This window comes from Candidatus Flexifilum breve, assembly GCF_016713355.1.
This window is the reverse complement of record NZ_JADJPI010000035.1, coordinates 1,096,523-1,119,781: the sequence shown is the minus strand read 5'-3', so window position 1 is coordinate 1,119,781 and position 23,259 is coordinate 1,096,523. Positions and strand designations below refer to the sequence as shown.

Sequence of the window (23,259 nt, the reverse complement as noted above, 5' to 3'; positions counted from 1 at the left end):
GAACTGATTACTTCAAAAACCCTCTGTGTTCTCGGCAAGTACTGCGTAAGCTTCCTGCAATAACTGGGATGTATGTACAGTAGGCAATGGCAAAACCCAATTATTCAGGAGCGAATAACATGGCTAATCGTGTAACGGGTACAGTCAAGTGGTTTAACGGTGAAAAAGGCTACGGCTTCATCACCCCGGAAACCGGCGCGGATCTCTTCGTCCACTATTCGGAAATTCAGGGCAGCGGCTTCCGCTCGCTCGATGAAGGCGCCAAGGTGGAATTCGAAATCACCGATGGCAAGAAGGGCAAGCAGGCGAGCGCCGTCAAGGTCATTCGCTAACCACTTCTCTGCAAGTTACAACCGAGAACCCGCCTCCCCACTGGGAGGCGGGTTTTTGTTTGCCTAGGCGACACCCGCCAGCATGTCGACGTTGAGCACGAGATGCACGCTTTCATCGTAGCGGGTGATCCCGGCGAGCAGACGGCTGATATTGGCCGGGACTTCCAGCTCGTTAGGTAGGTCGACCACATTATCCACTTCGTCGACCAGTACGGCGATTGGCGCACCCCCATCCATGCGCAAAATGATGAGCGGGGTCGTCAGTTTGAGCGGATGTTGAGTGTGACCGAGCAGCGGCCGCAGGTCGATGACCGTTACGGTTTGCCCGCGCACGGTGATCGCGCCGAGCTGGTGCGGCTCGGCTTCTGGCAGCGGCGTGATCGCGACCAGTGACACGACTTCGATCACATGCTCGACGGGCAGCGCATACCACTCGCGGCTCAGACGAAAACGTAAGCAAGCGAACATCCTCAGCGCCTTTCGCGGGTCAGCCCGCCAGAATGTGCAGATACGTCAGAGCATCCATCAGCGACTCAATGGCATACTCATCTTTGGTGATGAAAGCGGACGCTCCATATTCGAGGCCGCGCGCTTTGTCGTCCTCATTGTCCGCCGACGTGAGCATGATGATCGGAATGTTGGCCGTTTCCGGGTCGCGCTTTAAGCGGCGGCAGACCTGAAAGCCATCCATCGTCGGCAGGTACAGGTCCAGCAGGATCACGTCCGGCATCATGCCGGTGACCAGACGCAAACCCTGTGGGCCATCTTCCGCCACCATGACGCGCATATCGCGTTGGGTGAGATGCGCCGCAATTTGCAGCGCCTGCGTATGACTATCTTCGATCAGGACAACCATAGGACTCGGTTGCTCGGACATACAAGATCAACTTTCTGCGATCGAAACGCCTTGTGCTAGGTTATTAAGCACGCGCGGAATCGACGTTAAGGGCAGCACATGCTGCGCGGCACCGTTGTTGGCGGCTTCTTTGGGCATTCCATAGACGGCGCTCGTCGCCGCGTCCTGCGCGATGGTGACGGCACCCTTGCGCCGCATGTCCAGCAGACCCGTCGCGCCGTCTGCGCCCATCCCGGTCAGCACTACGCCAATCGCCGATGAACCATAGCGTTCGGCGACGCTGGCGAGCAGCACGTCACCGGAAGGCATGTGCGGATGCTGCGGCGTCGGCGTGAAGGCGATGCGCTTTTCCGCATCGAAGACGAGATGCTTGCCCGTAGGGGCGAAGGTGACGTGACCGGGGCGCAGCTTCTGCCCGGCGACCGCCAGCTCGACATGCAGCGGGGTGATGCGGTTCAGCCAGCTCACCAGCGATTCGAGGAAATCCTTGGCGATGTGCTGGACGATGACCACGGGCAGTTTGAAGTCAGGGGCCAGCCCTTGTACGATTTCGGCGAGCGCCGCGGGGCCGCCCGTCGAGGCGACGATGGCGACGATCTCCGGTTGGCTTTCGACGGTTTGCTGGAGCGTGGTCTGCATCGGCTGACCCGCGCTGTTCTGCGGGCGGGTGATGTGATGGATGACGCGCACGCCCGCCAATGCACGCAGGTTCGACGTGATGCGCGCGGCCTGTTCCGGAAATTCCGGGTCCTGCGGGCCGACTGGCTTGGGCAGCAGCGACAGCGCGCCTTGCCGGATGGCGCGGAACGCCATTTCGGTCTCCTGACCTTCAATCGCGCCGCTCACCATGACGATGGGGGTGGGCGTTTGCGCCATGATGATCTTGGTCGCTTCCAGGCCGTCCATGAACGGCATGACGATATCCATCAGGATAACATTCGGGCGGTGGGCGCGGGTCATTTCGACCGCCTGATGTCCATTTTCAGCTTCGCCCACAATTTGCATGTCACTCTGACCCTGGACAATGTGGCGCATGAGCGCGCGTGAAGTGGGTGAGTCGTCGACAATGAGTACACGGATCACAGAGATTTTCCTTCTCTACGTTGGTTCACGGATTACAGCAGTTGATCGATGATGCCGAGCAGCTCGGTTTGATCAAAACCGCGCTTGACGATGTACGCATTCGCGCCCGCGACCATGCCTTCCTGCCGATCTTCATCGCGTTCGCGCGATGTGACGAGGATCACGGGTAGGTCCTGGTACTGCGCGTCCGCCCGGATCGCCCGGGTCAGACCCAAACCGCTGAGGTTCGGCATTTCCACGTCGCTGATGACAATCTTGATGTCTTCGTTCTCTTGCAGACGGTTTAGCGCTTCCTGCCCATCGGTCGCCGTGATAACGTCGTAGCCCGCCGCTTCCAGAATGTTACGTTCCAGCGTGCGTGTTGTGATCGAGTCGTCGACGACGAGCACTTGAATCGCGGGAAGTTCAGGCGCATTCTTCGGAGTCACAGGCTGCGGCTTGAATTCGAAGCGCGCGCTGCGGTAGGCAGTCAGGAAATCGCCCGGGTTCAACACGATCACGGGCTGACCGCTGGCCTGTAGGGCCACGCCGGAGACCATCGGCACGCGGCTGAGCGGATTCGGCAGCGGTTTGATCGCGAGTTCCATTTCGGTCAGCACATCATCAACGGAGACGGCCAGCGTGCGGTCGCCCACCGCGATGATCAGCGCGAGCCGGTTTTGCTGCCCGTTGACAATAGGCGCTTCGCTGCGGCGCAAGAGCTGTGCCAGCGAGACCAGCGGAATGGTTTTCTCGCCAAACTGGATGGCGGAGCGGCCGCCGACCGACAGCACGTTTTCGATGGGCAGCAATTTGTCGACGGCGAGCAGCGGCAGCGCGTAGACTTCGTCGCTCACGCGCACCATCAGGTTGCGGGTGATGGCGAGCGAGGTCGGCACGCTCAGGGTGATGGTGGTGCCTTCATTGGCGACCGTATTGACGCTCACCCGGCCATGCAGTGTAGTCACCGCGTCGTTGACGACGTCGAGACCGACCCCGCGCCCGGATAGTTCGCTGACGTTTTCGGCGGTGCTGACGCCCGCGGCAAAGGCCAGCCCGACCACGCTCTCGCCGCTCGGCAGTTCGCCATAGCGCGCTTGATACGCCGCCTGAATGCGTCCGCTGTCGAAGCCGCGCCCGTCGTCGGTCACGTGGATCCAGACTTCGCCGCCGCGCTGCTGCACGTACAGCCCGATGTAACCGTCTTCGTGCTTGCCGAGCGCGCGGCGCTGATCGGCGTCTTCGATGCCGTGGACGACCGCGTTGCCCAGCAGATGGATCAGCGGCGCTTTGAGCGTTTCGAGCACCTGCTTATCCAGCTCGGTATGTTCGCCGACGATCTCGAAGCGCACCTGCTTCCCGCTCTGGCGCGCCGTTTCGCGCACCGCGCGTTCGAGGTGCAAGCGCTGGGAGCTGAACGGGATCATGCGCAGGCGGCGCACCTTGTCCTGCAGATTGTCGGTGAGAATGCCGAGGTTAGCGCTGTCCCGCAGGTTCGCCTGTTCGAGTTGCTCAAACGAGTCAATCAGCGTTTGCATCAAGTCGGCGTGCGCGGTGTACATGTCGAGCAGCACGGCGTTACTCTGGCGCTTGAGCACCATCTTGATTTCTGTGGACGACTTCGCCCAACTGTCGAGCATGCGCCGGATGGCGCGAATATCGGCCTGCCGGACAGAGGCGGCGCTGCGCGTCACCAGCATTTCGCCCACTTCCGCCATGAGATCGTCAAGCTTGCGGAGCGATACCCGGATCGTCTCGCGACCGGGATCCCGCACGGGAGAGTGGACGACGCTGGGCGCAGGTTCGACTTCGGTCGTCGGGCTGACCGGAGCGGGAACGGCGACCGGCGCGACTGGCGCAGGCGGTGGTTCCAGCGGCGGCAGGCTGACCGGCATTTCGGTCGTCTGGAACGCGGGCGGCGCGTCGACTTCGGGCAGGTTGACGGGAGGCGGCGCCGGGATTGCCGGAGCATCCGGCGGCGGCTGTCCGCCGATCTGAAAGAGCAGGTTGGCGAGCTCGGTGACGGAGGGCGACTCGCCGTTCAGATGCGCCTTGAGCAAATCCAGCGCGTCATACAGCCGATCCGCGTCGGTCGGATAGAGCTGAGCCTGATGATCACGAATGTTCTGGAACACCGTCTCCATGGCATGGGCGAGCTTTTGCACCTCGCCGAGGGAGACGGCGCGCGCCGCTCCCTTGAGGCTGTGCGCGGCGCGGAAGGCCGATTGAATGGCCTCCTGCCGCTGTTCCGGGACATCCGACCGTTCGTACTGCAGCAGCGCGGCGTTGATCACGCGCAGATGGTCTTCGCTCTCATCGCGAAACGTCTGCAGAAGCTGCTGCATAAGACTGTCGTGGTTTAGCGCAGGCATGATTTTTCCCGCTTCGACTAGATATCGTAACGCTTGACCGCAGCTTCCAGACGATGCGCCATATCATTCAACTGGCGCATACTCTGCTCGGTTTGACGGGTGCTGGCGGCGGTTTGCGTGGCCGCCTGCTGAATCTGCGTCATGGCGGCGGCGAGTTGATCCATACCGTTGATCTGCTGGTTAGTGCTGGCCGCGATCTGCATGGCCGCCTGCGCCGCTTCTTCAATCGTGGTCGCGAGGTTGCGGATCGATTCGCCGGCGTTCTGCGCCATCTTCATGCCGCTTTCCGCGCCCTTGCTGCCTTCCTCAGTGACCATAACGGCGGCATTCGTCGCCTGCTGAATTTCGCTGAGGATGTGGCGCACGTGCGACGTCGCTTCGCGCGACTGTTCTGCCAGCTGCCGGACTTCCATCGCGACGACGGCGAAGCCCTTGCCTTCTTCACCAGCGCGTGCCGCTTCGATGCTGGCGTTGAGCGCAAGCAGCTTGGACTGTTCGGCGAGCGCATTCACCGTGTAGATGATTTCGCCAATTTGCTGTGTGCGTTCCGAAAGCATGAGGATGTTTTCGGCAATGTCGTGGACGCGCTGGCGCAGTGTTTCCATGCCTTGCAGCGTGTCGATGACGGCCTGTTCCCCGTTCCGCGAGACCAGCACCGAACTCTGCGACGCCGTCGCCACGGTTTGCGCGCGGGTAGCGGTCTGCTGGACGGTGGCGCGGACTTCTTCGACGGTGGCGACCGTTTGCGTCACTGAGGCATCCTGCTCAGTCGCGGCCGCGGTCTGCTGGACGGTGGCTGCCTGAATTTGCACGACGGTCGAGGAAACGCCGGAGACGGTATCGCGAATTTGCTGCGCCATGTCGCGCAGGTTCTCGACCATCGTATTGAGGTTCTTGCCCATCCGCACGAGGTCGTCGTCCATGCCACCACCATTCAGGTTCAGGCGATTTTTCAGGTTGCCCTTGGCGACGGATTCGATGAAGCTGGTGTAGCCGGCAACCGTTGATTCGAGCCGTTCTTTGCTCTCGCGTTCCGTTTCGACCATCTGGCGCAGATTGTCGGTCATTTGGTTGAAGGCGTTCGCCAGCAGCCCGATCTCGCTCCGACTGCTAATGTTCGCCTGCGCGTTGAGGTCGCCATTAGCCACGCGCGTGGCCGCCTGTGTGATGGCCGCAATGGGGCGGGCGATGGAATTGGCGATGCCGAAGCTGATGAGCAGGATGGCGATGATGACAATAACCGTCACAATGATGATGACGCCACCCAGATTGCTCACCGGAGCGAAGGCTTCGCTGGTATCAATCTCAGTGATGATGATCCACTCGGTACCCTCGATGACGTGCCAGTTCCCGATCACCTGATCGCCGCGGTAGTCGGCATATTGCCCACTGTTTTCCGATGAACCGGAAGTCGCCTGCTGGACGGCATACGTTTCGACGCGCTGCTGTTCAAAATTCGTCGTGACGAAGCGCGACGGCGTCCGCATCAGGTGGTCGTTAATCCCGATGAGATACGCTTCGCCGGTAGCGCCGAGCCCGGCGTAATCCGCCAGAATTTCGTTGACCGTATTCACGTTCACGCGCATAGCGACGACGCCAATGGTTACCCCATTGACACCCTTCACGGGGGTGACGACGATGAAGACGCGGGTCACACCGTCCACGCTGCGAACAATATCGCTCACGTTTGTCCCCACAAGCCCGGCGTCGAAATCGATATTCCCGATGTCATCCACATGCGTCCCGTCGGGGATGAGATCCTGATTGGTCGAGACGACGATTAAGCCGCTGGAATTGATCAGGAAGGCCGCATCGACCCGATTGTAGGTATTGACGGTCGCCAGCATGGCGGCGCGAGCGCCCTCGACGGCGGCATCGTAGACCGCCCGGTTTTCCGGTTGGCCCCGCAGACTGGCGATGACGTGCAGACCGATGTCGGTTACGCCCGCCTGACCGGCGATGGTGGGGTCCGCCGCCAGTGCTTCGGCGATGCGCCCGGTATCTTTAATCCACGTGTTGATCTGGTAGGCTTTGGCATTTCCCAGACTGTCGAGGGTGTTGACGATGCTGTCCTGCAGTGAATTTTGGGCGCTGATGAACGAGATTCCGCCCATGACGAGCAGCGGGACCAGTGCCAGGCCGAGGAACGCGACGACCAGTTGACCGCGGATGGATCGGAGAAACGAGAGCTTGTGTGTGTTCACGGTTTTCTTTCCTAAGTGCAGCTCGAATGACAAAGATTGAGCGTTACGTTATGCGAACTGAGTGCTTGCAGACGACTACAGCGCGATTTCGGCATTGACGATGAGCGCCGGGTCGTCCACCAGCGCCTTGATATCGATGAGCACCACGCCATCGGCGAGGATGCCCAGTGCGTTTCGAATGTGATCGAGTTCCAGCGGCAGCGGTCGAATGGTATCGACAGCGTAGCTGCTCACGGATTCGGTCTGGTTAATCAGCAGGGCGACCTGTTCCGCGCCGGCTTCCAACAGGAGCAGTTTGCCCCCGGCGGCGTAATCGCCGGCGGTGCCATTCAACAGCAGCGCCAGATCCAGCACGGTGACCAGATGCCCGCGCAGGTTGGCGATACCGCGCACGTAAGCGGGCGTGCACGGGATCGGCGTCACGGCGATGTTGTCGTGAATGGCGAGCAAACTGTCCATGTGCAGGGCGTAGCGTTCCGACCCCACCTGAATTGTGAGCAGATTCCGCTCTTCGACCGCGCTGGCCGTTTGCCCCGTTTGCGCGAGCGTGCGCGCGCGTTCCTGTAAGACATCGAGTTCCTCGGTGGTGAAATGCCCGAACAGGGCATCGTGTGTTGATAGGTTGCTCATGATTTATGCATTCCCCAACCGGTAAGCGAGCATTTCGCGTAGTGAGAGCGCAGTCATTTCTTTTTCACCCGGAATGGCGGTGCTGTCCGGCAGGCCTTCGAGCGCTTTGCTGGCGCGCCGCCAGAAGGTCGTCGCCCGATGGATCGCGCCGCGCTGCGCCCACAGTTCGCCGAGCCAGTAATGCCCGAGGGCGAAACGCGGGTCGCAGTACACGGCTTGCGCCAGCGCTTCCAACGCGCTGTCCATGTCGGACTGCGCGAGGATGAGCGCGCGGACAAAGTGGAACAGCGGGTTATAGCGCTGACTCTCTTCGACCTGTTCAAGCAGGCTGACCGCCGTGGGCCAGTCTTCGATGTCGGCGGCGCGGCGCGCTTCGAGCACCAGCTTCTCGGACTCTGTCGGTTCGGGCGGCGTCGTTTTCAGCGGGGGCAGCATACCCGTTCCGCGCGGCGTTAACGTCCCGGTAGCGGGGGGTGTCAGCATGCCCGTGCCGCGGGGCCGGAGTGTGCCCGTTGCGGGGGGCGTGAGCGGCCCGGTCTGGCGTGTTGGCAGGGTGCCCGTCCCGGGCTGCGTCAACATACCTGTGCCGCGCGGCGTGAGTGTTCCGGTGGCAGGTGGGGTCAGCATCCCGGTGCCGCGGGGCGTCAAGGTGCCGGTGGCGGGCGGCGTCAACATGCCCGTGCCGCGTGGACGCAGCGTGCCCGTCGCGGGGGGTGTCAGCATCCCGGTCGGGCGCGGCGGCAGCGGCGGCACTTCGACCGCGTCGCGTTTGGGAATCAGCGGTTTTTCGGCGCTCGGCTTCTGGTAGATGATCGTCCCGTCGTAGTGACGCATATGGAAGGCGTCATAGACGTGGAGCTGCGGCTCGGAGTGCCCGACGAACAGCCAGCCATCGTCGCGCAACGACCCGTACAACCGGTTGATCACTTCTTGCGTCTGGGCGTTATCAAAGTAGATGGTCACATTGCGACACAGGACGACATCGTGATTGATGGTGTAGGTGTCCAGACTCGGATACGAGCTTTCAATGAGATTGATCTGCTGAAAGCTGACCATCTGGCGCACCGATTGATCGAGGTGATAGAGCCCGTTTTTCTGCTGAAACCAACGACCCTGCACGTGGATCGGCGTTTCGCCGCGGAACGACCCGGCGCGGTACTGCCCGGCAGCAGCGGCCTCGAGCACGGCGTGATTGATGTCGGTCGCCAGAATGAACAGCGACCAATCGCGCCAGTCCGGCAGGAGTTCCCGCAGCAGAATGGCCAGCGAATACGGCTCTTCGCCCGTCGAACAGGCTGCACTCCACAGCCGCAGGTAACGCTGACCCTGAGCGCGGCGCTGGGCGATGAGACCGGGCAGAATCAGGTCGCGCAGGGCGTTGAATTGCGGTTGATTCCGGAAGAAGTAGGTTTCCCCGACGGTGATCTCCTGAATGATCTGCTGCCACAAGGGCGAATTGAGACTTTGCTGGCTGAGCGTATTGATCAGGTCAGACAGCGAGGTCGTCGTCAGGAGTTCGTTGATAAAGTTGTGGATCCGGTCGAGGCGGCTGTCTTTGAGCTGCGTTCCCGTCCGGCGTTCAATCATTGCAAGCAGCGGATTGAGTGCCATTATCAGTCACTGTCGGGTAATGAATTAAAATACCTCGAAAGCTATTCTGTTTCTCTAGCTTTTCTTAATTATATGAGGGGATCGCTACTTGATTCCGTAAGGTTACGACAATCGCCAATTTAATAGTTAAGGGTGACGTATGACATGCTTGCTCTCCTGTCAAACGCGACTGAAAAGGCGCGTTTGACAGGAGGCAGGGTAGAGGGCGCGCCAACCACTTGTCATAAGTGTTAATTGAATGGAAGTCGAATAATTCGATATTATCGAGAGCTGCAGCTAGAGTTGGGACGGTAATCAACACTTGCGCTTCGCCAAATCGCTTATACACTGTTACGGGTTTGGCCTACCCGCACTGACTTGTTGAATTTGAGGACGCGATCATGACAACGACCATGGACGATCACACCGCTTACACGACCGCGATTGAAGCTTGGCGCGCAGAACAAGAGGCGCGGCTGCGCTCGGAAATCGGGTGGCTGACGGTCGTTGGCCTGTGTTGGCTGGACGAGGGCGTGAACACTATCGGGAGTGATCCCAGTGGGGCGGTCGTTTTGCCCGAACGCTTGCCCGCCCAGCTCGGCGTGATCACGCTGACCGAGGGTGCCGCGACGCTGCACATCACCGCGGACGCCGACGTGCTTATCGATGGCGTTCCCTCCCGTGAGGCGGTGCTGTATTACGAGGGTGAACACATCACGCTGGTGCAAATCGACGGCGTAACCTTCTTCGTGATCAAGCGCGGTGAACGCTTGGCGCTGCGCGTGCGCGATGTCGAGAGCGCGGCGCGGCGCACTTTCGGCGGGCGGCAGTGGTTCCCGGTCGATCCCGCCTATCGGGTCGTCGGTACGTTCCACGCGCATCCTGATGGACGTCAGATCGAAGTTGAGACGGTCATTGGCACGACGGTGATCTATCGCAATCCGGGCGTGGTCACGTTTGAACTGCACGGTACTTCGCAGCAGCTCGAAGTGTTTGATGAAGGTGATGATCTGCTGTGGCTGGTGCTGCGCGATGGCACGAGCGGCAGCACGACCTACGGGGCCGCGCGCTTCCTGTATGCGCCGTTGCAGGCCGACAACATCGTCGACCTCGACTTCAACAAAGCCGTGTCACCGCCGTGCGCCTTCACACCCTATGCGACGTGCCCGCTCGCTCCGAAAGAGAATCACCTGCCCATTCCCATTTACGCAGGCGAAAAGCTGCCCTAAAGCACATCCAGAGTGGTAAACTCTGTACCATATGCGGCTTGGCGATGGAGAATTCACGATGAAAGCGGCCCAGATCATACGCCCCGGCGCAGCAGCGGTGGCGCTTGTCGACGAACCGACAATCGGCGCGGATGACGTCCTCATCAGGGTACGAGCGGCGGGCATCTGCGGCACTGATTTGCACATCTTCAAAGGGGAATACGAGGCGACATATCCGCTGATTCCCGGACATGAGTTCAGTGGTGAAGTCGTGGCGGTTGGCGCCCATGTGCGCAACTTCCAGGTGGGCGACCGCGTCACAGCGGACCCAAACATCCCCTGCAATAAATGTGATTACTGCCAGCGCAATGAGCCGAACCAGTGCCGCGATCTGCGGGCGGTCGGCGTGACGCGCAGCGGCGGCTTTCGCTGAATACGTCGTGGTGCCAGAAGGCAACACCTTCCACATCGGCGACATGAGCTATTCCGCTGCCGCGCTGATCGAACCGCTGGCGTGCGTGGTGTGGGGACTCAAGCAGGTGGAGGTGCAGCCCGGTGACAGTGCCCTCGTGATTGGCGCGGGCCCGATGGGTGTACTGGTCGCGCAAAGTCTCAGAAGCGCGGGGGCGGCCCGCGTCGTCGTGAGCGATGTCGTGCCGTGGCGCTTGGAAATGGCTGAGCGGTTGGGCGCGTCGGCAACGGTGGTGGCGGACGCGGGGCAGGCGGCAAAGCTCAAAGCCATCGCGCCGGATGGCTTCGAGATTGTGGTCGATGCGACGGGCATACCGGCGGTGCTGGAAAGCACGTTCGCCTACGTGAAACCGCGCGGCAAAGTGTGGGTGTTCGGCGTGACTCCGGTTGGCACGTATGTCAAGTTCCCCGCCTATGAAGTTTTCCGCCGCGATCTCAAGATCATTGGCAGCTTTGCCGTCAACCGGACGTTCCCGCAGGCCATCACGTTGATCAAGAGCGGCGCGGTGCAGGTCGAACCGCTGATCTCGCATCAGCTTCCGCTCGACGATTTTGCTCGTGGTCTGGAACTCGCCGAAAAAGATCCCAAACGTGTGAAAGTGCACTTTAATCTTTGACCTTGACCCAAAATTGACCGGATGCTCCAGCGAGCATCCGGTTTTCTGTGCAGACCAATCCGGTCTCATCCCCGTTGCGCGACTACGTGGTACAGTTGGCTCGATTTTGCCGCATCACCCCCGCAGAGGCGGGGCGCTGGCCCAACCCGGAGAACCAAGCTTATGTCCCGTTTCCCCTACAGTACCCCCGAAGCCCAAGGCGTTTCCTCCACGGCTATTCACAACTTCGTCGCCGCGCTGGAGCGCGATGTCGAGGCGGTGCACAGTTTTATGCTGCTGCGCCATGGACATATCATCGCCGAAGGGTGGTGGGAACCGTTTCGCCGGGACGACCCGCACGCCTTATTTTCGTTGAGTAAAAGTTTCACGTCGAGTGCGATTGGGCTGCTGATCACCGAAGGCCGCCTGTCACTTGACGACCCAGTCCTGAAGTTTTTCCCCGATGAAACCCCCGCTCGGGTCAGCGAGCATTTACGAGCCATGCGGGTACGTCATTTGCTTTCGATGGCGACAGGACACGAGACCGAACCGTCCTTGCGGACGCGCGCGCAGACGTTGAAGAGCTGGGTGCGGGCGTTTCTGACGCACCCCGTAAAGTACGAGCCGGGCACGCACTTCCTCTATAATTCGATGGCGACTTATGTGCTGTCGGCCATTGTCACGCAGGTGACGGGCGAACGGATGGTGGATTATCTGCGTCCGCGTCTGTTCGAACCGCTTGGCATTCAAAGCCCGTTCTGGGAAGTTTCGCCGCAGTTGATCAATACCGGCGGATGGGGACTCCACATCACGACGGAGGATATCGCTGCTTTCGGGCAACTGTACCTGCAAAAAGGTCTGTGGTGCGGGCAGCAGCTTATGCCTGAGAGCTGGGTCGAAACCGCGATCCGTTGGCAGGTGAGCAATGGCGATGACCCCAATAACGATTGGGCACAGGGCTATGGCTATCAATTCTGGCGCTGTCGACACAATCTGTATCGCGGCGACGGAGCATTTGGACAGTACTGCATTGTCATGCCCGAACAGGACGCCGTGCTGGTCATGACCTCCGGTCTGGGCGATATGGGGAAGCCGATGGCGCTGGCATGGGAACATTTGCTCCCGGCCTTTCAGTCAGCGCCGCTGCTGGACGATAGCGCCGCGCAGAGCGCGCTCACGCGCAAGCTGGCGAGCTTACAGCTCACTACGCCGCAGGGTGCGGTCAGCGTTGGCTTATCGGGCTCGATCAGCGGGCGCACCTATCAAATGGCGGCGAACCCTGATCGCCTCAAATCGCTGTGTTTTGAGTTTGGCGCGGACGAAACCGTGATCACATTTGGCAAAGGGAAAACGCCGCAGCGGCTCACCTTTGGGCATGGACGCTGGGTACGTGGATCGGCGATTCTCCACCCGCGTGATGCGGCCTTCGTTGGATTGGTGATCATGCGCCCGGGTGCGTGGCCGCTTGCCGCCAGCGGCGCGTGGACCGATGAATCCACCTTTACCGCGAAACTGTGGTGGGTTGAGACGCCGTTCGCGTGGACGATGACGTGCCGTTTCTCAGATGATCAGGTGACGATTGAGCAGCGCGGGAATGTCGGATTCAGTCCGGTCGAAGGCCCGACGCTGCATGGGGTATTGAGCCAAAAGTAGCGTTTCGAAAATCCTCATGGAGGGGCAGACGCATTGGTCTGCCCTTTGGGGTACAGCCTGTACTTCCGGTCGTAGACGTCATCGATTACCGACTCAAGGGCTGTCTGCTCACGGTGACGCGTGCCCGTGGTGGGTGGATGGTACTATATAAATTCTACTTTATAATTAGTCTTAAAAGTGTAAAGTGGATTTAATGCAAGGTTGTTACCATGAGCAAAATGCTCAAACCCATTGAAGATGGCATCAAAACTGTGTCCGGCATTGCTCAAGAACGCATCCGCGAAGCGATTCTCCGCGGAACTTTGCCCCCCGGCACCCGCATTGACCAGACGCAGTTAGCGACCGAACTCAACACCAGCCTCATCCCCGTGCGCGAAGCCCTGAAAGCGCTGGCCAGCGAGGGCTTGGTGCAGATCATTCCGCGGCGCGGGGCGTTTGTGGCGAAATCTTCCCTGACCGATCTCGAAAACTTATATGAAGCGCGCTGTCTCGTGGAAGGTCAGGTGGCGGCGCAGGCGGTGCCGCGTTTGACGGATGAGCAATTGAGCGAGCTTAAGTCGGTGCTGGATGCGATGCGCGCCGCCATGGAAGCTGACCGCTACGAGGATTTTTTGCGATCGAACCGCACCTTTCACTTCACGATCTACAGCACAGCGGGGAACACCTACCTCACTGAAGTGCTTTCGGCGTGGTGGGATCTGGCGGAACGCTACCGCTATCGTTATCTTTCTAGCAAAGATCGGCACCCCATCATCAACGCCGAGCATCAAGACATCCTCGATGCGTGCTGCTCACGCGATGGGGAGCGGGCGCGCACCGTGATTGAAGAACACATCCGGCGGTCGCTGAACGTGCTGCGCAGTTTAGTAGAACAAGAAACGCGAAAAGATTAGGAGACTTTATGTACAACGGTTTGAATATGTCGTTGGGGTCGCTCTCACGTCTGTCCAACGCGCAGACGCGCTCGATCAGCCCGGAGAACTTCACGGGGGCCGCGGGGCAAGGCGGCATGGCAACGAGCGGGACCGGGGCGCGTTCGGCGCGCGAACTCGGGCAGGGCTGGAAGCTGTCGCCGAGCATTCACATCCCTGCCAAGACCGAGCACACCATCGCGGAGATCAGCGGCAGCGGGGCGATTCAACACATTTGGCTGACCATTCATCCGGATTGGTGGCGGCGCGTGATTATCCGCATGTACTGGGATGGCGAAGCGACGCCCTCGGTGGAAGTCCCGCTCGGCGATTTCTTCTGCAATGGCTGGGGCGTGCGCAGCAATGTGACCTCACTGGCGGTCGCGGTGAATCCGGCGGGCGGGTTTAACTGCTACTGGGAGATGCCGTTCCGGCAGGGCGCGCGCATCACGGTCGAGAACCTGACGGATGAGCAGAGCAACGCGCTCTATTATCAGGTGACGTATACGCTGACCGACGTGCCGGAGGATGCCGCGTACTTCCATGCGCAGTATCGCCGGAACAATCCACTGCCGTATATGCAGGTGCACACGCTGTTGGATGACGTGGTCGGGCAGGGGCAGTATGTCGGCACCTATCTGGCATGGGGCGTCAACAACAACGGGTGGTGGGGCGAAGGCGAGATCAAGTTCTACATGGATGATGATGCCGAGTATCCGACGATCTGCGGCACAGGTACGGAAGACTACTTCGGCGGCGCGTGGAACTTTGAGCATCCCGCGGGCGAATATGGCGTGTTCAGCTCGCCGTATTCTGGCCTCTCACAGGTGATCAAGCCGGATGGCCTGTACCGCTCGCAGATGCGCTTTGGTATGTACCGCTGGCACATCATGGACCCGATCCGCTTTCAGACGGCGCTGCGCGTGACCATTCAGGCGCTCGGCTGGCGCCCGGAGGGTCGCTATCTGCCGCTGCAAGACGATATTGCGTCGACAGTTTTTTGGTATCAAACAGAACCCCATGCCCCATTCCCCGCGCTGCCGGATCGCAATGGGCTGGAAACGAACTAGGACGAAACTGAAATGCGGATTGTTGGACTCATGTCAGGCACATCGGCGGACGCGATTGACGCCGCCCTGTGCGAAATCAGCGGCGCACCGCCGCAGTTACAGGCGCAGATTCTCCATGCGGTCACCTTTCCCTATCCGGATGGCTTTCAGCGCCGCATCGTTGATGCCGGGCAGGGTGGGCGCGTCGATGAGCTGTGCGCGCTCAACTTTGAATTAGGTGAACTGTTCTCGGCCGCCGCGCTGCGCGTGATCCAAGAGGGGGGTTCACACCCGCCGACATCGATGTGATCGGTTCGCACGGGCAAACCTTCTGGCACGCGGTTGATGCGGTGGGACACGTTTCCGCGACGCTGCAGCTTGGCGAGCCTGCCGTGATTGCCGAACGCACTGGTGTGACGACCATCAGCAACTTTCGCACGCGGGATGTCGCGGTCGGCGGGCAGGGCGCGCCGCTCACCGGTTATGCCGACTGGCTCCTGCTCCGTCACCCGACCAAGTGGCGGGCGGTGCAGAATATTGGCGGCATTGGCAATGTGACGTTTCTGCCGCCGCTGTCCGATCACACCAGCTTGCCGACGGCCTTTGACACGGGTCCCGGCAATGCGCTGATCGATTCGGCGATGATGATGCTCACTGACGGCGCGCAGGCGTATGATCGTGATGGTCAGTTGGCGCGCGGCGGTAAGCTTGACGAAGAGTGGCTGCAAAACCTGCTCGGTCACCCCTACTACGTGGTCAAGCCGCCGAAGACGACCGGACGCGAGTTATTCAGCGCGAAGATGGCGCGCGATCTGGTCGATGAGGGGCACACCCGCGGGTTAGATAACGCCAGCATCATCGCCACACTGACGGCGCTGACGGCGCAGTCGATCGCCGATGCCTACGAGCACTTCGCTCCGGCACAGTTGGACGAAGTCATTCTGAGCGGCGGTGGACGCAGCAACCCGGTGATCATGGAACTGCTCGAAGCGCTGATCCCGGCGAAAGTGCTGGCGAGCGATCAGATCGGTGTGGATGGCGACAACAAAGAGGCGCTGGTCTTCGCGCTCCTGGCGCATGAAACGTGGCACGCGCGGGCGGGCAACCTCCCGTCGCTGACTGGGGCCAGCCGCGCGGTCATCCTCGGCGATATCACGCCGGGGCAAAACTATGTCGAGCTGATCAGGCGCACGTTTGGCGGTGCGGGATGAACATCCGCCCTTTGAATGCCGAAGATGTCACTGTCGTCGCCGCCTGGGTGGTGACGATTCCGCTGTGGCAGCGCTACGGTGCGTCGGCGGATGTCTTGGCGCAGCGGTTGCTCATGGCGTTGGACACTGACCTGATTCTCACGGCGGACACGGACGATCAAGCGGTGGGGTTGGCGTGGTGCGTGCCCACAGGCGGCTTCGGTCGCAGCGCCTACCTGAGAATGCTCGGCGTGCGTCCCGATCAAGCGGGCAGCGGGGTAGGCGCGGCGCTGCTCAGCGCGCTGGAAGCAACCGTCGCCAGCCACGATTTGTTCCTGCTCACATCCGATTTCAACGTGGATGCACAGCGCTTTTATCAGCGGCAGGGCTACGAGCAGATCGGCGCGATCCCCGGTTATGTTCTGCCCGATGTCACCGAACTCATCTATCGGAAACGCTTGCGGTGAGTGGACTAGTCCAGTTTAGTCCAATTGGTGTTGCGAACGTGAATTTTGCGCTAAAGTAAAGGTGCGTACAGCTTCTCAGGAGAAAATATCGATGTTTAAGAAGATGACTTTGCTGTTCACACTCGTTTTGCTCGTCTTGAGCTTTGGGCTGCCCGTTGCCGCGCAGGACAATGTGCTGGTGATGGCGCGCGCCGCCGATACCACTGGGTTGGATCCGCACACGCAGACTGCGTTCGCTTCATTCCGCCTGCTGGAACTGATCTATGAACCGCTCGTCAACCTCGCGCCCGATCTGAGCGTTATTCCCGCTCTGGCGGAAAGCTGGGCGTTCAACGACGACGCGACGCAGCTCACGCTCAACCTGCGTCAGGGCGTCACCTTCCATGACGGCTCGGCGTTCACGGCGGAAGACGTTGTGGCAACCTTCACCCGCATCCTCGACGAAGCGACCGGCGCCGCAGCGCGCGCGAACTACCTGAGCATCGCGTCGATTGATACGCCGGATGATTATACGGTCGTGTTCAACCTGTCACAGCCAGACGTGCCGCTGCTCGCGGCGCTGGCGACGACCAATGCCGCGATTGCCAACAAGGAAGACATTGAATCGGGCGCGATTGCGACCGTCGCCAATGGCACCGGGCCGTTCAAGCTGGATAATTGGACGCCGGAAGAAACGACAACGCTGAGCGCCAATGCCGAGTGGTGGGGCGAAGGCCCGAACATCGACGGCATTGAAATCCGCATCATCCCTGACGAAACGTCGATCCTCGCGGCACTGCGCGCGGGCACGATTGATTTCGCGCTGCTGAATGACCCGCTCGTGGCGACTCTGCTCACCGACGATGCGACCGTCACGCTCAACCGCGTCCCCGCGGTGGCCTACCATGTGCTCCAGCTCCGCTCGACCGCGCCCGATTCGCCGCTGGTGGAACTCGGCGTGCGGCAGGCGATCTCCTGCGCGATTGATCGGCAGGAAGTGCTGGATACGGCGTCGCTCGGCGAAGGCTCGGTGACTGGTCCGCTCACGATGGCCGCGTTCGCGCTCGACCCGAACGAACTGTTCTGCTACGAGAAGAATCTCGATCAGGCGCGCCAATTGATGGCGGATGCCGGGTACGCCGATGGCTTCACGATGACGGTGATCGCTGCCAATGCCGAACCGCCGACGGCGCTCTCGGAAGCGCAGAGCATTCAGGCGCAGTTGGCCGAAATCGGCATCACGGTCGAAATCGAATCGCTCGAACTGAGCGTGTACGTCGACCGTTGGCTCGCGGGTGACTTCGAAGCTGCGATTGCGCTCAATGGTGGCCGCCCTGACCCGTACACGATGTATGCGCGTTACTGGCAGACCTCCGGCAACCTGAACAATACTGCCGGGTACATCGACAGCACGCTCGACGAACTGATGGCGGCGGGCCGCGCGGAAACTGATCCGGCGGCGCGTTATGAGATTTTCGCCCAGTTCCAGCGTCACCTCGCCGAAATGGCACCGTGGGTGTGGCTGTACACGGGCTATGAATACACGGCGCAGCAGTCGTACGTGGAAGGCTTCGTGCCGTACCCGACCGACTCGCTGATTTCGCTGGCGCAGGTTTCGCTGAACCGTTAAGACTTGGGTGGGGCGCGGTGCTGAACCGCGCTCCATTTCATTCTGATGATCCGCTACCTCACTCAACGCGCCATCGCCTTCTTACCCACGCTGTTTGGCGTCTCGGTCTTGATCTTTCTGGCGATTCGCCTCGTCCCCGGCGATACGATCACCGCCATGCTCGGCACCGAAGCGGGCATGCTGACCGATGTGCAGCGCGCCTCGCTGGAAGCTTATTTCGGGCTGGATAAGCCGCCGTTTGAACAGTACGTCGTCTGGTTGGGCAATGCGCTGCAAGGCAACCTCGGTCTATCCGTGCGCCACGGCGCGCCCGTCCTCGACGTGATCCTGTCGCGCTTCCCGGTGACGCTGCAGCTCGCGCTCATGGCGCTGACGATTGCGCTCATCATCGGCATTCCGCTCGGCGTGCTCTCCGCCGTCAAGCACAACTCGTTTGTCGACCTGATCGGTCGGTTGGTCGCCTTGATCGGCTTAGCAACCCCCGCTTTCCTGCTCGGCACGCTGATCATCTACGTGCTGTCCGTCGTGTTCCGCTATTTGCCCAATTCCGGCGACTACGTGCGCTTCAACGAAGATCCGCTGCTCAACGTGCAGCAGATGATCTTCCCGGCGTTCACGCTCGGTTTTCCGTTCGCTGCTTCGGTGATGCGTACCACGCGCTCCGCCATGCTCGAAGTGCTCGGTCAGGATTACATCCGCACAGCGCGCAGTAAAGGTTTGCGTGAAGGAAACGTCGTGACCCAGCATGCGCTGCGTAACGCGCTCATCCCGGTGATCACGCTGGTCGGCGTCGAGCTTGGTTATCTGCTCGGCGGCACGGTCATCATCGAGGAGATTTTCGCGCTGCCGGGGATCGGTCGCCTCGTCTACAATGCCATTTCTCAGCGCGATTACGCCCTCGTGCAGGGGATCGCGCTGTTTGTCGCCTTCAACTTTATTTTGATTAACCTGCTTGTCGATGTGATTTACACCATGATTGACCCGCGAGTGTCCTATGCCAAATCCGCCTGAAATTACGACTCCCACGCTGTTCCAGCGGCTGCTGCGCAATCGCAGCGGGGCGGTCGGGCTGGTGTTGGTCACGCTCTATCTGGTTGTCGGTTTGCTCGGTTGGATGGGCGTGACGCCGTATCCTGACCTGGAGCAGCATGCTCGCGACCGTCTCAAACCGCCGAGCGCGACCTATGTCATGGGCACAGATTTGTTCGGGCGCGACATCGCCAGCCGCATCATGGGCGGCGCGGCGAATTCACTGCGCGTGGCGCTGCTCTCGGTCACGCTGGCGACGACGTTGGGCACGCTGCTCGGGACGCTCTCCGGCTATTTCGGCGGCACGTTCGATATTATTGTCATGCGTATCATGGATGTGTTCTTCGCGCTGCCCGCGCTGCTGCTGGCGCTCGTCGTGGTCAGCGTGTTGGGGCCGGGGATGAACAACACCGTGCTCGCGATTGGTACGGTCTACACGCCGATCTTTGCGCGGGTGGCGCGCGGCCCGGTGCTGGCCGTCAAGCAGATGGAGTTTGTGCAGGCGGCCCGCTGTGTCGGTGCGGGTAACGGACGCATTCTGTATCGCCATGTGCTGCCGAATACGCTTGCGCCGCTGATCGTGCAGGTGAGCCTTGCGCTCTCGTGGTCACTGCTGACGGAAGCCGGCTTGAGCTTCCTCGGCTTGGGGACGCAACCGCCGCTGCCCTCGTGGGGTGTCATGTTGAGTGAGAGCCGCGGTATCGCGGAGATGGCGCCGTGGCTGATGCTGTTCCCGGCGCTGGCGATCATGCTTGGCGTGCTCGGCTTCAATCTGCTCGGCGACGGTCTGCGCGACGTGCTCGATCCCCGTCTGCGCGGCCTGCGCTGAACACGACCCCGAGGAGAGGCAGAGCATGCTCCACCTCTCCCCTGTTTCTCTCCATTACCCCGCCAAATCCTGTTTCTGAAACCGCACAATCGCGATGCCGAGAAAGACCAGCGTGTAGAGCGCGATGCCGATCACGGCGACCGGCGCGTCAACGCCGACGAATGCGGGCGGTGGCGCATCCGATCCAATCTGCATGGACGCGGTCTGCCCGGTCGCGGTGAGCAGTGCGGTCGCCAACTGCCCCGGCATAAGCAGGCTGATCTGAGCGAGCACGCCGCCGAACAGGGTTAGGAGCGCGGGAGCGATGCCTTCGACGAGGAAGATATACGCGGCGGCGATGCTCAGACTGGCCGCGAGCGACCGCGAGAGTACGGCGATCATGAAGGTCAAGGCCATGTAGGGCAGCAGCGAGTAAGCGGTGATGAGCGTGCTCAGCAGCAAATCGGCGACGTTGATACGGCTTAGGTCGATCTGACCTTCGGCGGCGAGTGTGACCAGCGCCGACATGATCACGCCGATGCCGAGCGCCGTGAAAGCCAACAAGAGGGCGGCACCGAGCAGCGTCAGAAACTTGCTGAGGAGGATCAGCGGACGCGGGATGCCAGCGCGCACCGGCAGCGTGTAGCTTTGCCACGCATATTCCTGCGCAACCGCCATGCTCACGAGTACGATCATCAACAGTCCGCCCAACATCTGATTGGACGACAGGGCGAGGGAGACCTTCACCCCATTGGGGAGCGTGAGCAGGCTGGCGATGAGGGCGCGTTCGGCTTTGGGGATCTCTTCGAGATACTGCAGGAAGAAAATCAGGCCGAACAGCAGTACGGTGATACCCGCCACCACAGCCAGCTCAAGCCAGAAAGTCTTGCGCCGGTACAGCTTAACACTTTCGATGTGGAACATGGAACGCAGCATGATGCATCTCGCTTTCTGGTCTAGACCGCTTCGTGGGTGACTTGCAGAAACACCTGCTCAAGGTCGTTCTGTAGGGTGGTGATTTCCGACGGGATGATGCCGTCGTGAATGAGGTGCGCCGCAATGGTGGCCGCCGGTAGCCCGGATATGTCAAGGTATGCGCCGTTGCGATCCAGCCGCGTGACCCCCGGCAAGAAGCGCAGGGATGCGACTGCCAGCTCCTGATTCGGCACTTGCAGGCGCACAATCGACGATCCGGCGAGCAGCGTTTGCACCCGGTCTTGCGCCAGCACCTGACCGCGATTGAGGATGGCGAGGCGGTCGGCCACCTGTTCGATTTCGTGCAGCAGATGACTGCTCAGGAATACCGTCGTCCCCCGATAAGCAAGCGTACGAATCAGGTTGCGGACTTCGCGCATGCCTTCCGGATCCATGCCGTTGGTCGGTTCGTCGAGGATCAGGAGTTCCGGAGAATGCAGCAGGGCCATCGCCAGACCTAAGCGCTGTTTCATGCCGGTCGAAAACTGTCCGGCTTGGCGATGAGCGGCGGCCTGCAGACCGACCTGTTCCAGCAGTCGGTTGATGTGCGCCCGGTCGACAGTTCCATGCAAGCGCCCGGTCATCACCAGATGATCGTAGGCGCTGAGGTACGGAATAAGCGTGGCCTGAGCACCGAAAACCGAACCGACACGCTGGAGCGGGGCGGTGTTGGCGGGTGTCACGGCCTCACCGAACAGGCGAATTTCACCTGCCGTCGGGTGAATCAAGCCGAGAATCATGCCGATGGTGGTCGTTTTGCCCGCGCCATTCGGCCCGAGAAAGCCGAAGACTTCGCCGCGTTCCACACGGAGCGAAACGTCGGCGACGGCGAGTACATCGCCGAACGCTTTGCGGAGGTGCTGAGTTTCGAGTACTGCACTCATGGTGTCCTCACTCACTGGATGATGGTCATGCGCCGCATGAGCAAGAAAGTTGACTTATCATCACTGACGAATACGTTAGAGCATATTACGCGTGAGGCATGATTTCGACGGGCAGAATAACGATTTCTAGGCCGGGCGATTGCCATAGACCGATGCGGCATTTGCCCTATATGGAAGGCGCTGGGTGGGTGGGACAGAGGTTGCTCTCTGGAGGAAAGCCGGGGTGGTCTGGGGCTGACGGACTCAGCCCCGGTTACGGACGTTCGATCATGTCGGGCACTAACCGCTGATTAACCGAGCGGCAGTTGGAGCCGGGGAAGCTGACTAGCGGCGTGTGACCGCTGACGCGGCTAGAGTTCGTCAATTGCGGAGGTGCCCCATGGCCGGCGCACAACGGCGGTTACGGGCAGGCGCTGCTGCGCGGCGCGCTGAAGCTGGTTGATGCCGTCGAGAGCTTCTCGGTTGTAGGGATCGATGTAGTGCGCGCGCTCGAAGCAGTACAACTGCTCATCGCGCGTTTTCATCCGGGATGCCCAGTAGAGCCAGTCAAAGATCCGGTTCGAGTCTTCGCGCAGCGCTTCGGCGAAGTCTGCGCTGGGCTGGGTGACGCGATTGACCGGGAACATGGGGCGAACTGTCTGCTTAGCCATAATTTGTTTCCTCTCCGACATCACTTCCATTACCTTGTTATTTGATTTATAGCAGTAAGGGCAGTGCGCACTCATCCTCCTAAGGTGGAATTTACCCGCACCGGGGGGTGAATTGCTGTCTGGGGTTTTCTAAGCTTACGTCACCCCTTGACACTCTCCAGTTCATCAACTAGGATGATAGTCAATGATGTTGATAATCAGTAGGATTGATGAATGAGATGACGCAGACCTGGACACCAGAACAAACGGCGCAAGCCATGCTCGATGTGTTCCCGAATCTGGGACGACTCATGCACCTGCGGATGCGCGAAACCGGCGAAGAAGAAGCGACTTTTATGCAAATGGGGGTGCTGGCGCGGATTCAGGAATGCCGCATGACTACCAGCGACCTTGCCAAAATGCGCAAGGTCAGCTTGCAGTCGGCCAGCGTGCTCGTTCAGGCACTGGTGGATCGCGGGTGGTTGACGCGCACGCCCGACCCGAATGATCGCCGCCAACAGCTCCTCGAGGTCACGCCGGAAGGCGCGGAGCGCGCGCGCGCGGTCCATGATCAGATGATCGGCTTGATCGCCGCCGTCGTGCAAGACCTGACCCCGGAAGAACTCCAAGCAGCGAGCGTGTTTTTGCCCGCGCTGCATCGTGTGATAACTACGCAGCTGCACCCCAATGATGTGACGGAACCGCTGCCCTAGCATTTTTGCCTCGAGAAAGAG

General features: G+C 60.6%; 24 protein-coding genes. 14 read left to right on the top strand and 10 right to left on the bottom strand.

The genetic code is table 11. The annotated features are described in order from the left end of the window. Positions 1-119: 119 nt before the first annotated feature. A complete protein-coding gene (locus IPK17_RS27815; RefSeq protein WP_343420955.1) occupies positions 120-332 on the top strand; it encodes a cold-shock protein in 213 nt (70 codons plus the stop codon). Between the two features lie 63 nt (positions 333-395). Here the strand turns inward: IPK17_RS27815 and IPK17_RS27810 are convergent, their stop codons facing one another. The 7 genes from IPK17_RS27810 to IPK17_RS27780 form a co-directional block, all read right to left on the bottom strand. Further along, positions 396-800, bottom strand: coding sequence for a chemotaxis protein CheW (locus tag IPK17_RS27810; RefSeq protein ID WP_343420954.1), 405 nt, complete (start codon positions 798-800; stop codon positions 396-398). A gap of 19 nt (positions 801-819) precedes the next feature. Beyond that, the gene (locus tag IPK17_RS27805) at positions 820-1,188 is read right to left on the bottom strand and encodes a response regulator (protein WP_343420953.1); all 369 of its coding nucleotides are present in this window, start codon (positions 1,186-1,188) and stop codon (positions 820-822) included. Between the two features lie 27 nt (positions 1,189-1,215). After that, positions 1,216-2,271, bottom strand: a complete 1,056-nt coding sequence (gene cheB / locus IPK17_RS27800) for a chemotaxis-specific protein-glutamate methyltransferase CheB (RefSeq protein ID WP_343420952.1) — start codon at positions 2,269-2,271, stop codon at positions 1,216-1,218. A 32-nt stretch (positions 2,272-2,303) separates the two neighbouring features. Then, on the bottom strand, positions 2,304-4,622 hold the full coding sequence (locus IPK17_RS27795) for a hybrid sensor histidine kinase/response regulator (RefSeq protein ID WP_343420951.1): 2,319 nt from the start codon (positions 4,620-4,622) through the stop codon (positions 2,304-2,306). Between the two features lie 17 nt (positions 4,623-4,639). Further along, positions 4,640-6,826: a methyl-accepting chemotaxis protein gene (locus tag IPK17_RS27790; protein ID WP_343420950.1), complete on the bottom strand. Its 2,187-nt coding sequence runs from the start codon at positions 6,824-6,826 to the stop codon at positions 4,640-4,642. A gap of 75 nt (positions 6,827-6,901) precedes the next feature. After that, entirely contained in the window at positions 6,902-7,456 is a 555-nt protein-coding gene (locus tag IPK17_RS27785; protein WP_343420949.1) for a chemotaxis protein CheW, read from the bottom strand. 3 nt (positions 7,457-7,459) lie between these two features. Then, complete coding sequence (locus tag IPK17_RS27780; RefSeq protein ID WP_343420948.1) at positions 7,460-9,067, bottom strand: CheR family methyltransferase; 1,608 nt, start codon at positions 9,065-9,067, stop codon at positions 7,460-7,462. Between the two features lie 380 nt (positions 9,068-9,447). Here IPK17_RS27780 and IPK17_RS27775 point away from each other — a divergent pair, with 380 nt between their 5' ends. The 12 genes from IPK17_RS27775 (at position 9,448) to IPK17_RS27720 (ending at position 20,058) form a co-directional block, all read left to right on the top strand. Next, the gene (locus tag IPK17_RS27775; RefSeq protein ID WP_343420947.1) at positions 9,448-10,275 is read left to right on the top strand and encodes a DUF1684 domain-containing protein; all 828 of its coding nucleotides are present in this window, start codon (positions 9,448-9,450) and stop codon (positions 10,273-10,275) included. A 58-nt stretch (positions 10,276-10,333) separates the two neighbouring features. Then, positions 10,334-10,687, top strand: coding sequence for an alcohol dehydrogenase catalytic domain-containing protein (locus tag IPK17_RS27770; RefSeq protein ID WP_343420946.1), 354 nt, complete (start codon positions 10,334-10,336; stop codon positions 10,685-10,687). Between the two features lie 7 nt (positions 10,688-10,694). Further along, positions 10,695-11,342: a zinc-binding dehydrogenase gene (locus IPK17_RS27765; protein ID WP_343420945.1), complete on the top strand. Its 648-nt coding sequence runs from the start codon at positions 10,695-10,697 to the stop codon at positions 11,340-11,342. 162 nt (positions 11,343-11,504) lie between these two features. Next, the gene (locus IPK17_RS27760; RefSeq protein WP_343420944.1) at positions 11,505-12,974 is read left to right on the top strand and encodes a serine hydrolase domain-containing protein; all 1,470 of its coding nucleotides are present in this window, start codon (positions 11,505-11,507) and stop codon (positions 12,972-12,974) included. Positions 12,975-13,183: 209 nt separating this feature from the next. After that, positions 13,184-13,867 (top strand): GntR family transcriptional regulator, encoded by a 684-nt coding sequence (locus IPK17_RS27755; protein ID WP_343420943.1) that lies wholly within the window; start codon positions 13,184-13,186, stop codon positions 13,865-13,867. Between the two features lie 8 nt (positions 13,868-13,875). Then, positions 13,876-14,955: a glycoside hydrolase family 172 protein gene (locus IPK17_RS27750; protein ID WP_343420942.1), complete on the top strand. Its 1,080-nt coding sequence runs from the start codon at positions 13,876-13,878 to the stop codon at positions 14,953-14,955. Between the two features lie 12 nt (positions 14,956-14,967). Then, on the top strand, positions 14,968-15,243 hold the full coding sequence (locus IPK17_RS27745; protein WP_343420941.1) for an anhydro-N-acetylmuramic acid kinase: 276 nt from the start codon (positions 14,968-14,970) through the stop codon (positions 15,241-15,243). Further along, positions 15,240-16,145 carry an anhydro-N-acetylmuramic acid kinase gene (locus tag IPK17_RS27740; protein WP_343420940.1) on the top strand — a complete coding sequence of 302 codons (906 nt, stop codon included), beginning with the start codon at positions 15,240-15,242 and terminating at the stop codon, positions 16,143-16,145. The genes IPK17_RS27745 and IPK17_RS27740 overlap by 4 nt, the downstream gene beginning before the upstream one ends. Continuing rightward, positions 16,142-16,591, top strand: coding sequence for a GNAT family N-acetyltransferase (locus IPK17_RS27735; protein ID WP_343420939.1), 450 nt, complete (start codon positions 16,142-16,144; stop codon positions 16,589-16,591). Before IPK17_RS27740 ends, IPK17_RS27735 begins: the two co-directional genes overlap by 4 nt. Before the next feature lie 91 nt (positions 16,592-16,682). After that, positions 16,683-18,200 carry an ABC transporter substrate-binding protein gene (locus IPK17_RS27730; RefSeq protein ID WP_343420938.1) on the top strand — a complete coding sequence of 506 codons (1,518 nt, stop codon included), beginning with the start codon at positions 16,683-16,685 and terminating at the stop codon, positions 18,198-18,200. A 48-nt stretch (positions 18,201-18,248) separates the two neighbouring features. Further along, complete coding sequence (locus IPK17_RS27725; protein WP_343421515.1) at positions 18,249-19,211, top strand: ABC transporter permease; 963 nt, start codon at positions 18,249-18,251, stop codon at positions 19,209-19,211. Then, entirely contained in the window at positions 19,195-20,058 is an 864-nt protein-coding gene (locus IPK17_RS27720; RefSeq protein ID WP_343420937.1) for an ABC transporter permease, read from the top strand. The genes IPK17_RS27725 and IPK17_RS27720 overlap by 17 nt, the downstream gene beginning before the upstream one ends. A gap of 54 nt (positions 20,059-20,112) precedes the next feature. Here IPK17_RS27720 and IPK17_RS27715 read toward each other — a convergent pair whose 3' ends face one another. The 3 genes from IPK17_RS27715 to IPK17_RS27705 all read right to left on the bottom strand — a co-directional run bounded on the left by IPK17_RS27715 (position 20,113) and on the right by IPK17_RS27705 (position 22,546). After that, positions 20,113-20,973: a DUF2705 family protein gene (locus IPK17_RS27715; RefSeq protein ID WP_343420936.1), complete on the bottom strand. Its 861-nt coding sequence runs from the start codon at positions 20,971-20,973 to the stop codon at positions 20,113-20,115. A gap of 20 nt (positions 20,974-20,993) precedes the next feature. Further along, a complete protein-coding gene (locus IPK17_RS27710) occupies positions 20,994-21,896 on the bottom strand; it encodes an ABC transporter ATP-binding protein (RefSeq protein WP_343420935.1) in 903 nt (300 codons plus the stop codon). A 350-nt stretch (positions 21,897-22,246) separates the two neighbouring features. Beyond that, positions 22,247-22,546 carry a hypothetical protein gene (locus IPK17_RS27705; RefSeq protein WP_343420934.1) on the bottom strand — a complete coding sequence of 100 codons (300 nt, stop codon included), beginning with the start codon at positions 22,544-22,546 and terminating at the stop codon, positions 22,247-22,249. Between the two features lie 218 nt (positions 22,547-22,764). On the opposite strand from IPK17_RS27705, the gene IPK17_RS27700 reads away from it, so the two are divergent. Continuing rightward, entirely contained in the window at positions 22,765-23,238 is a 474-nt protein-coding gene (locus tag IPK17_RS27700; protein WP_343420933.1) for a MarR family winged helix-turn-helix transcriptional regulator, read from the top strand. Positions 23,239-23,259: the final 21 nt, after the last annotated feature.

What these genes read in the sequence shown, in the direction of transcription:
- IPK17_RS27780 (WP_343420948.1), bottom strand. Translation starts at nt 9,067, where the DNA reads ATGGCACTCAATCCGCTGCTTGCAATGATTGAACGCCGGACGGGAACG.
- IPK17_RS27745 (WP_343420941.1), top strand. Translation starts at nt 14,968, where the DNA reads ATGCGGATTGTTGGACTCATGTCAGGCACATCGGCGGACGCGATTGAC.
- IPK17_RS27710 (WP_343420935.1), bottom strand. Translation starts at nt 21,896, where the DNA reads ATGAGTGCAGTACTCGAAACTCAGCACCTCCGCAAAGCGTTCGGCGAT.
- IPK17_RS27810 (WP_343420954.1), bottom strand. Translation starts at nt 800, where the DNA reads ATGTTCGCTTGCTTACGTTTTCGTCTGAGCCGCGAGTGGTATGCGCTG.
- IPK17_RS27700 (WP_343420933.1), top strand. Translation starts at nt 22,765, where the DNA reads ATGACGCAGACCTGGACACCAGAACAAACGGCGCAAGCCATGCTCGAT.
- IPK17_RS27735 (WP_343420939.1), top strand. Translation starts at nt 16,142, where the DNA reads ATGAACATCCGCCCTTTGAATGCCGAAGATGTCACTGTCGTCGCCGCC.
- IPK17_RS27715 (WP_343420936.1), bottom strand. Translation starts at nt 20,973, where the DNA reads ATGCTGCGTTCCATGTTCCACATCGAAAGTGTTAAGCTGTACCGGCGC.
- IPK17_RS27705 (WP_343420934.1), bottom strand. Translation starts at nt 22,546, where the DNA reads ATGGCTAAGCAGACAGTTCGCCCCATGTTCCCGGTCAATCGCGTCACC.
- IPK17_RS27770 (WP_343420946.1), top strand. Translation starts at nt 10,334, where the DNA reads ATGAAAGCGGCCCAGATCATACGCCCCGGCGCAGCAGCGGTGGCGCTT.
- IPK17_RS27775 (WP_343420947.1), top strand. Translation starts at nt 9,448, where the DNA reads ATGACAACGACCATGGACGATCACACCGCTTACACGACCGCGATTGAA.
- IPK17_RS27730 (WP_343420938.1), top strand. Translation starts at nt 16,683, where the DNA reads ATGTTTAAGAAGATGACTTTGCTGTTCACACTCGTTTTGCTCGTCTTG.
- IPK17_RS27785 (WP_343420949.1), bottom strand. Translation starts at nt 7,456, where the DNA reads ATGAGCAACCTATCAACACACGATGCCCTGTTCGGGCATTTCACCACC.
- IPK17_RS27805 (WP_343420953.1), bottom strand. Translation starts at nt 1,188, where the DNA reads ATGGTTGTCCTGATCGAAGATAGTCATACGCAGGCGCTGCAAATTGCG.
- IPK17_RS27795 (WP_343420951.1), bottom strand. Translation starts at nt 4,622, where the DNA reads ATGCCTGCGCTAAACCACGACAGTCTTATGCAGCAGCTTCTGCAGACG.
- IPK17_RS27755 (WP_343420943.1), top strand. Translation starts at nt 13,184, where the DNA reads ATGAGCAAAATGCTCAAACCCATTGAAGATGGCATCAAAACTGTGTCC.
- IPK17_RS27750 (WP_343420942.1), top strand. Translation starts at nt 13,876, where the DNA reads ATGTACAACGGTTTGAATATGTCGTTGGGGTCGCTCTCACGTCTGTCC.
- IPK17_RS27815 (WP_343420955.1), top strand. Translation starts at nt 120, where the DNA reads ATGGCTAATCGTGTAACGGGTACAGTCAAGTGGTTTAACGGTGAAAAA.
- IPK17_RS27760 (WP_343420944.1), top strand. Translation starts at nt 11,505, where the DNA reads ATGTCCCGTTTCCCCTACAGTACCCCCGAAGCCCAAGGCGTTTCCTCC.
- IPK17_RS27720 (WP_343420937.1), top strand. Translation starts at nt 19,195, where the DNA reads ATGCCAAATCCGCCTGAAATTACGACTCCCACGCTGTTCCAGCGGCTG.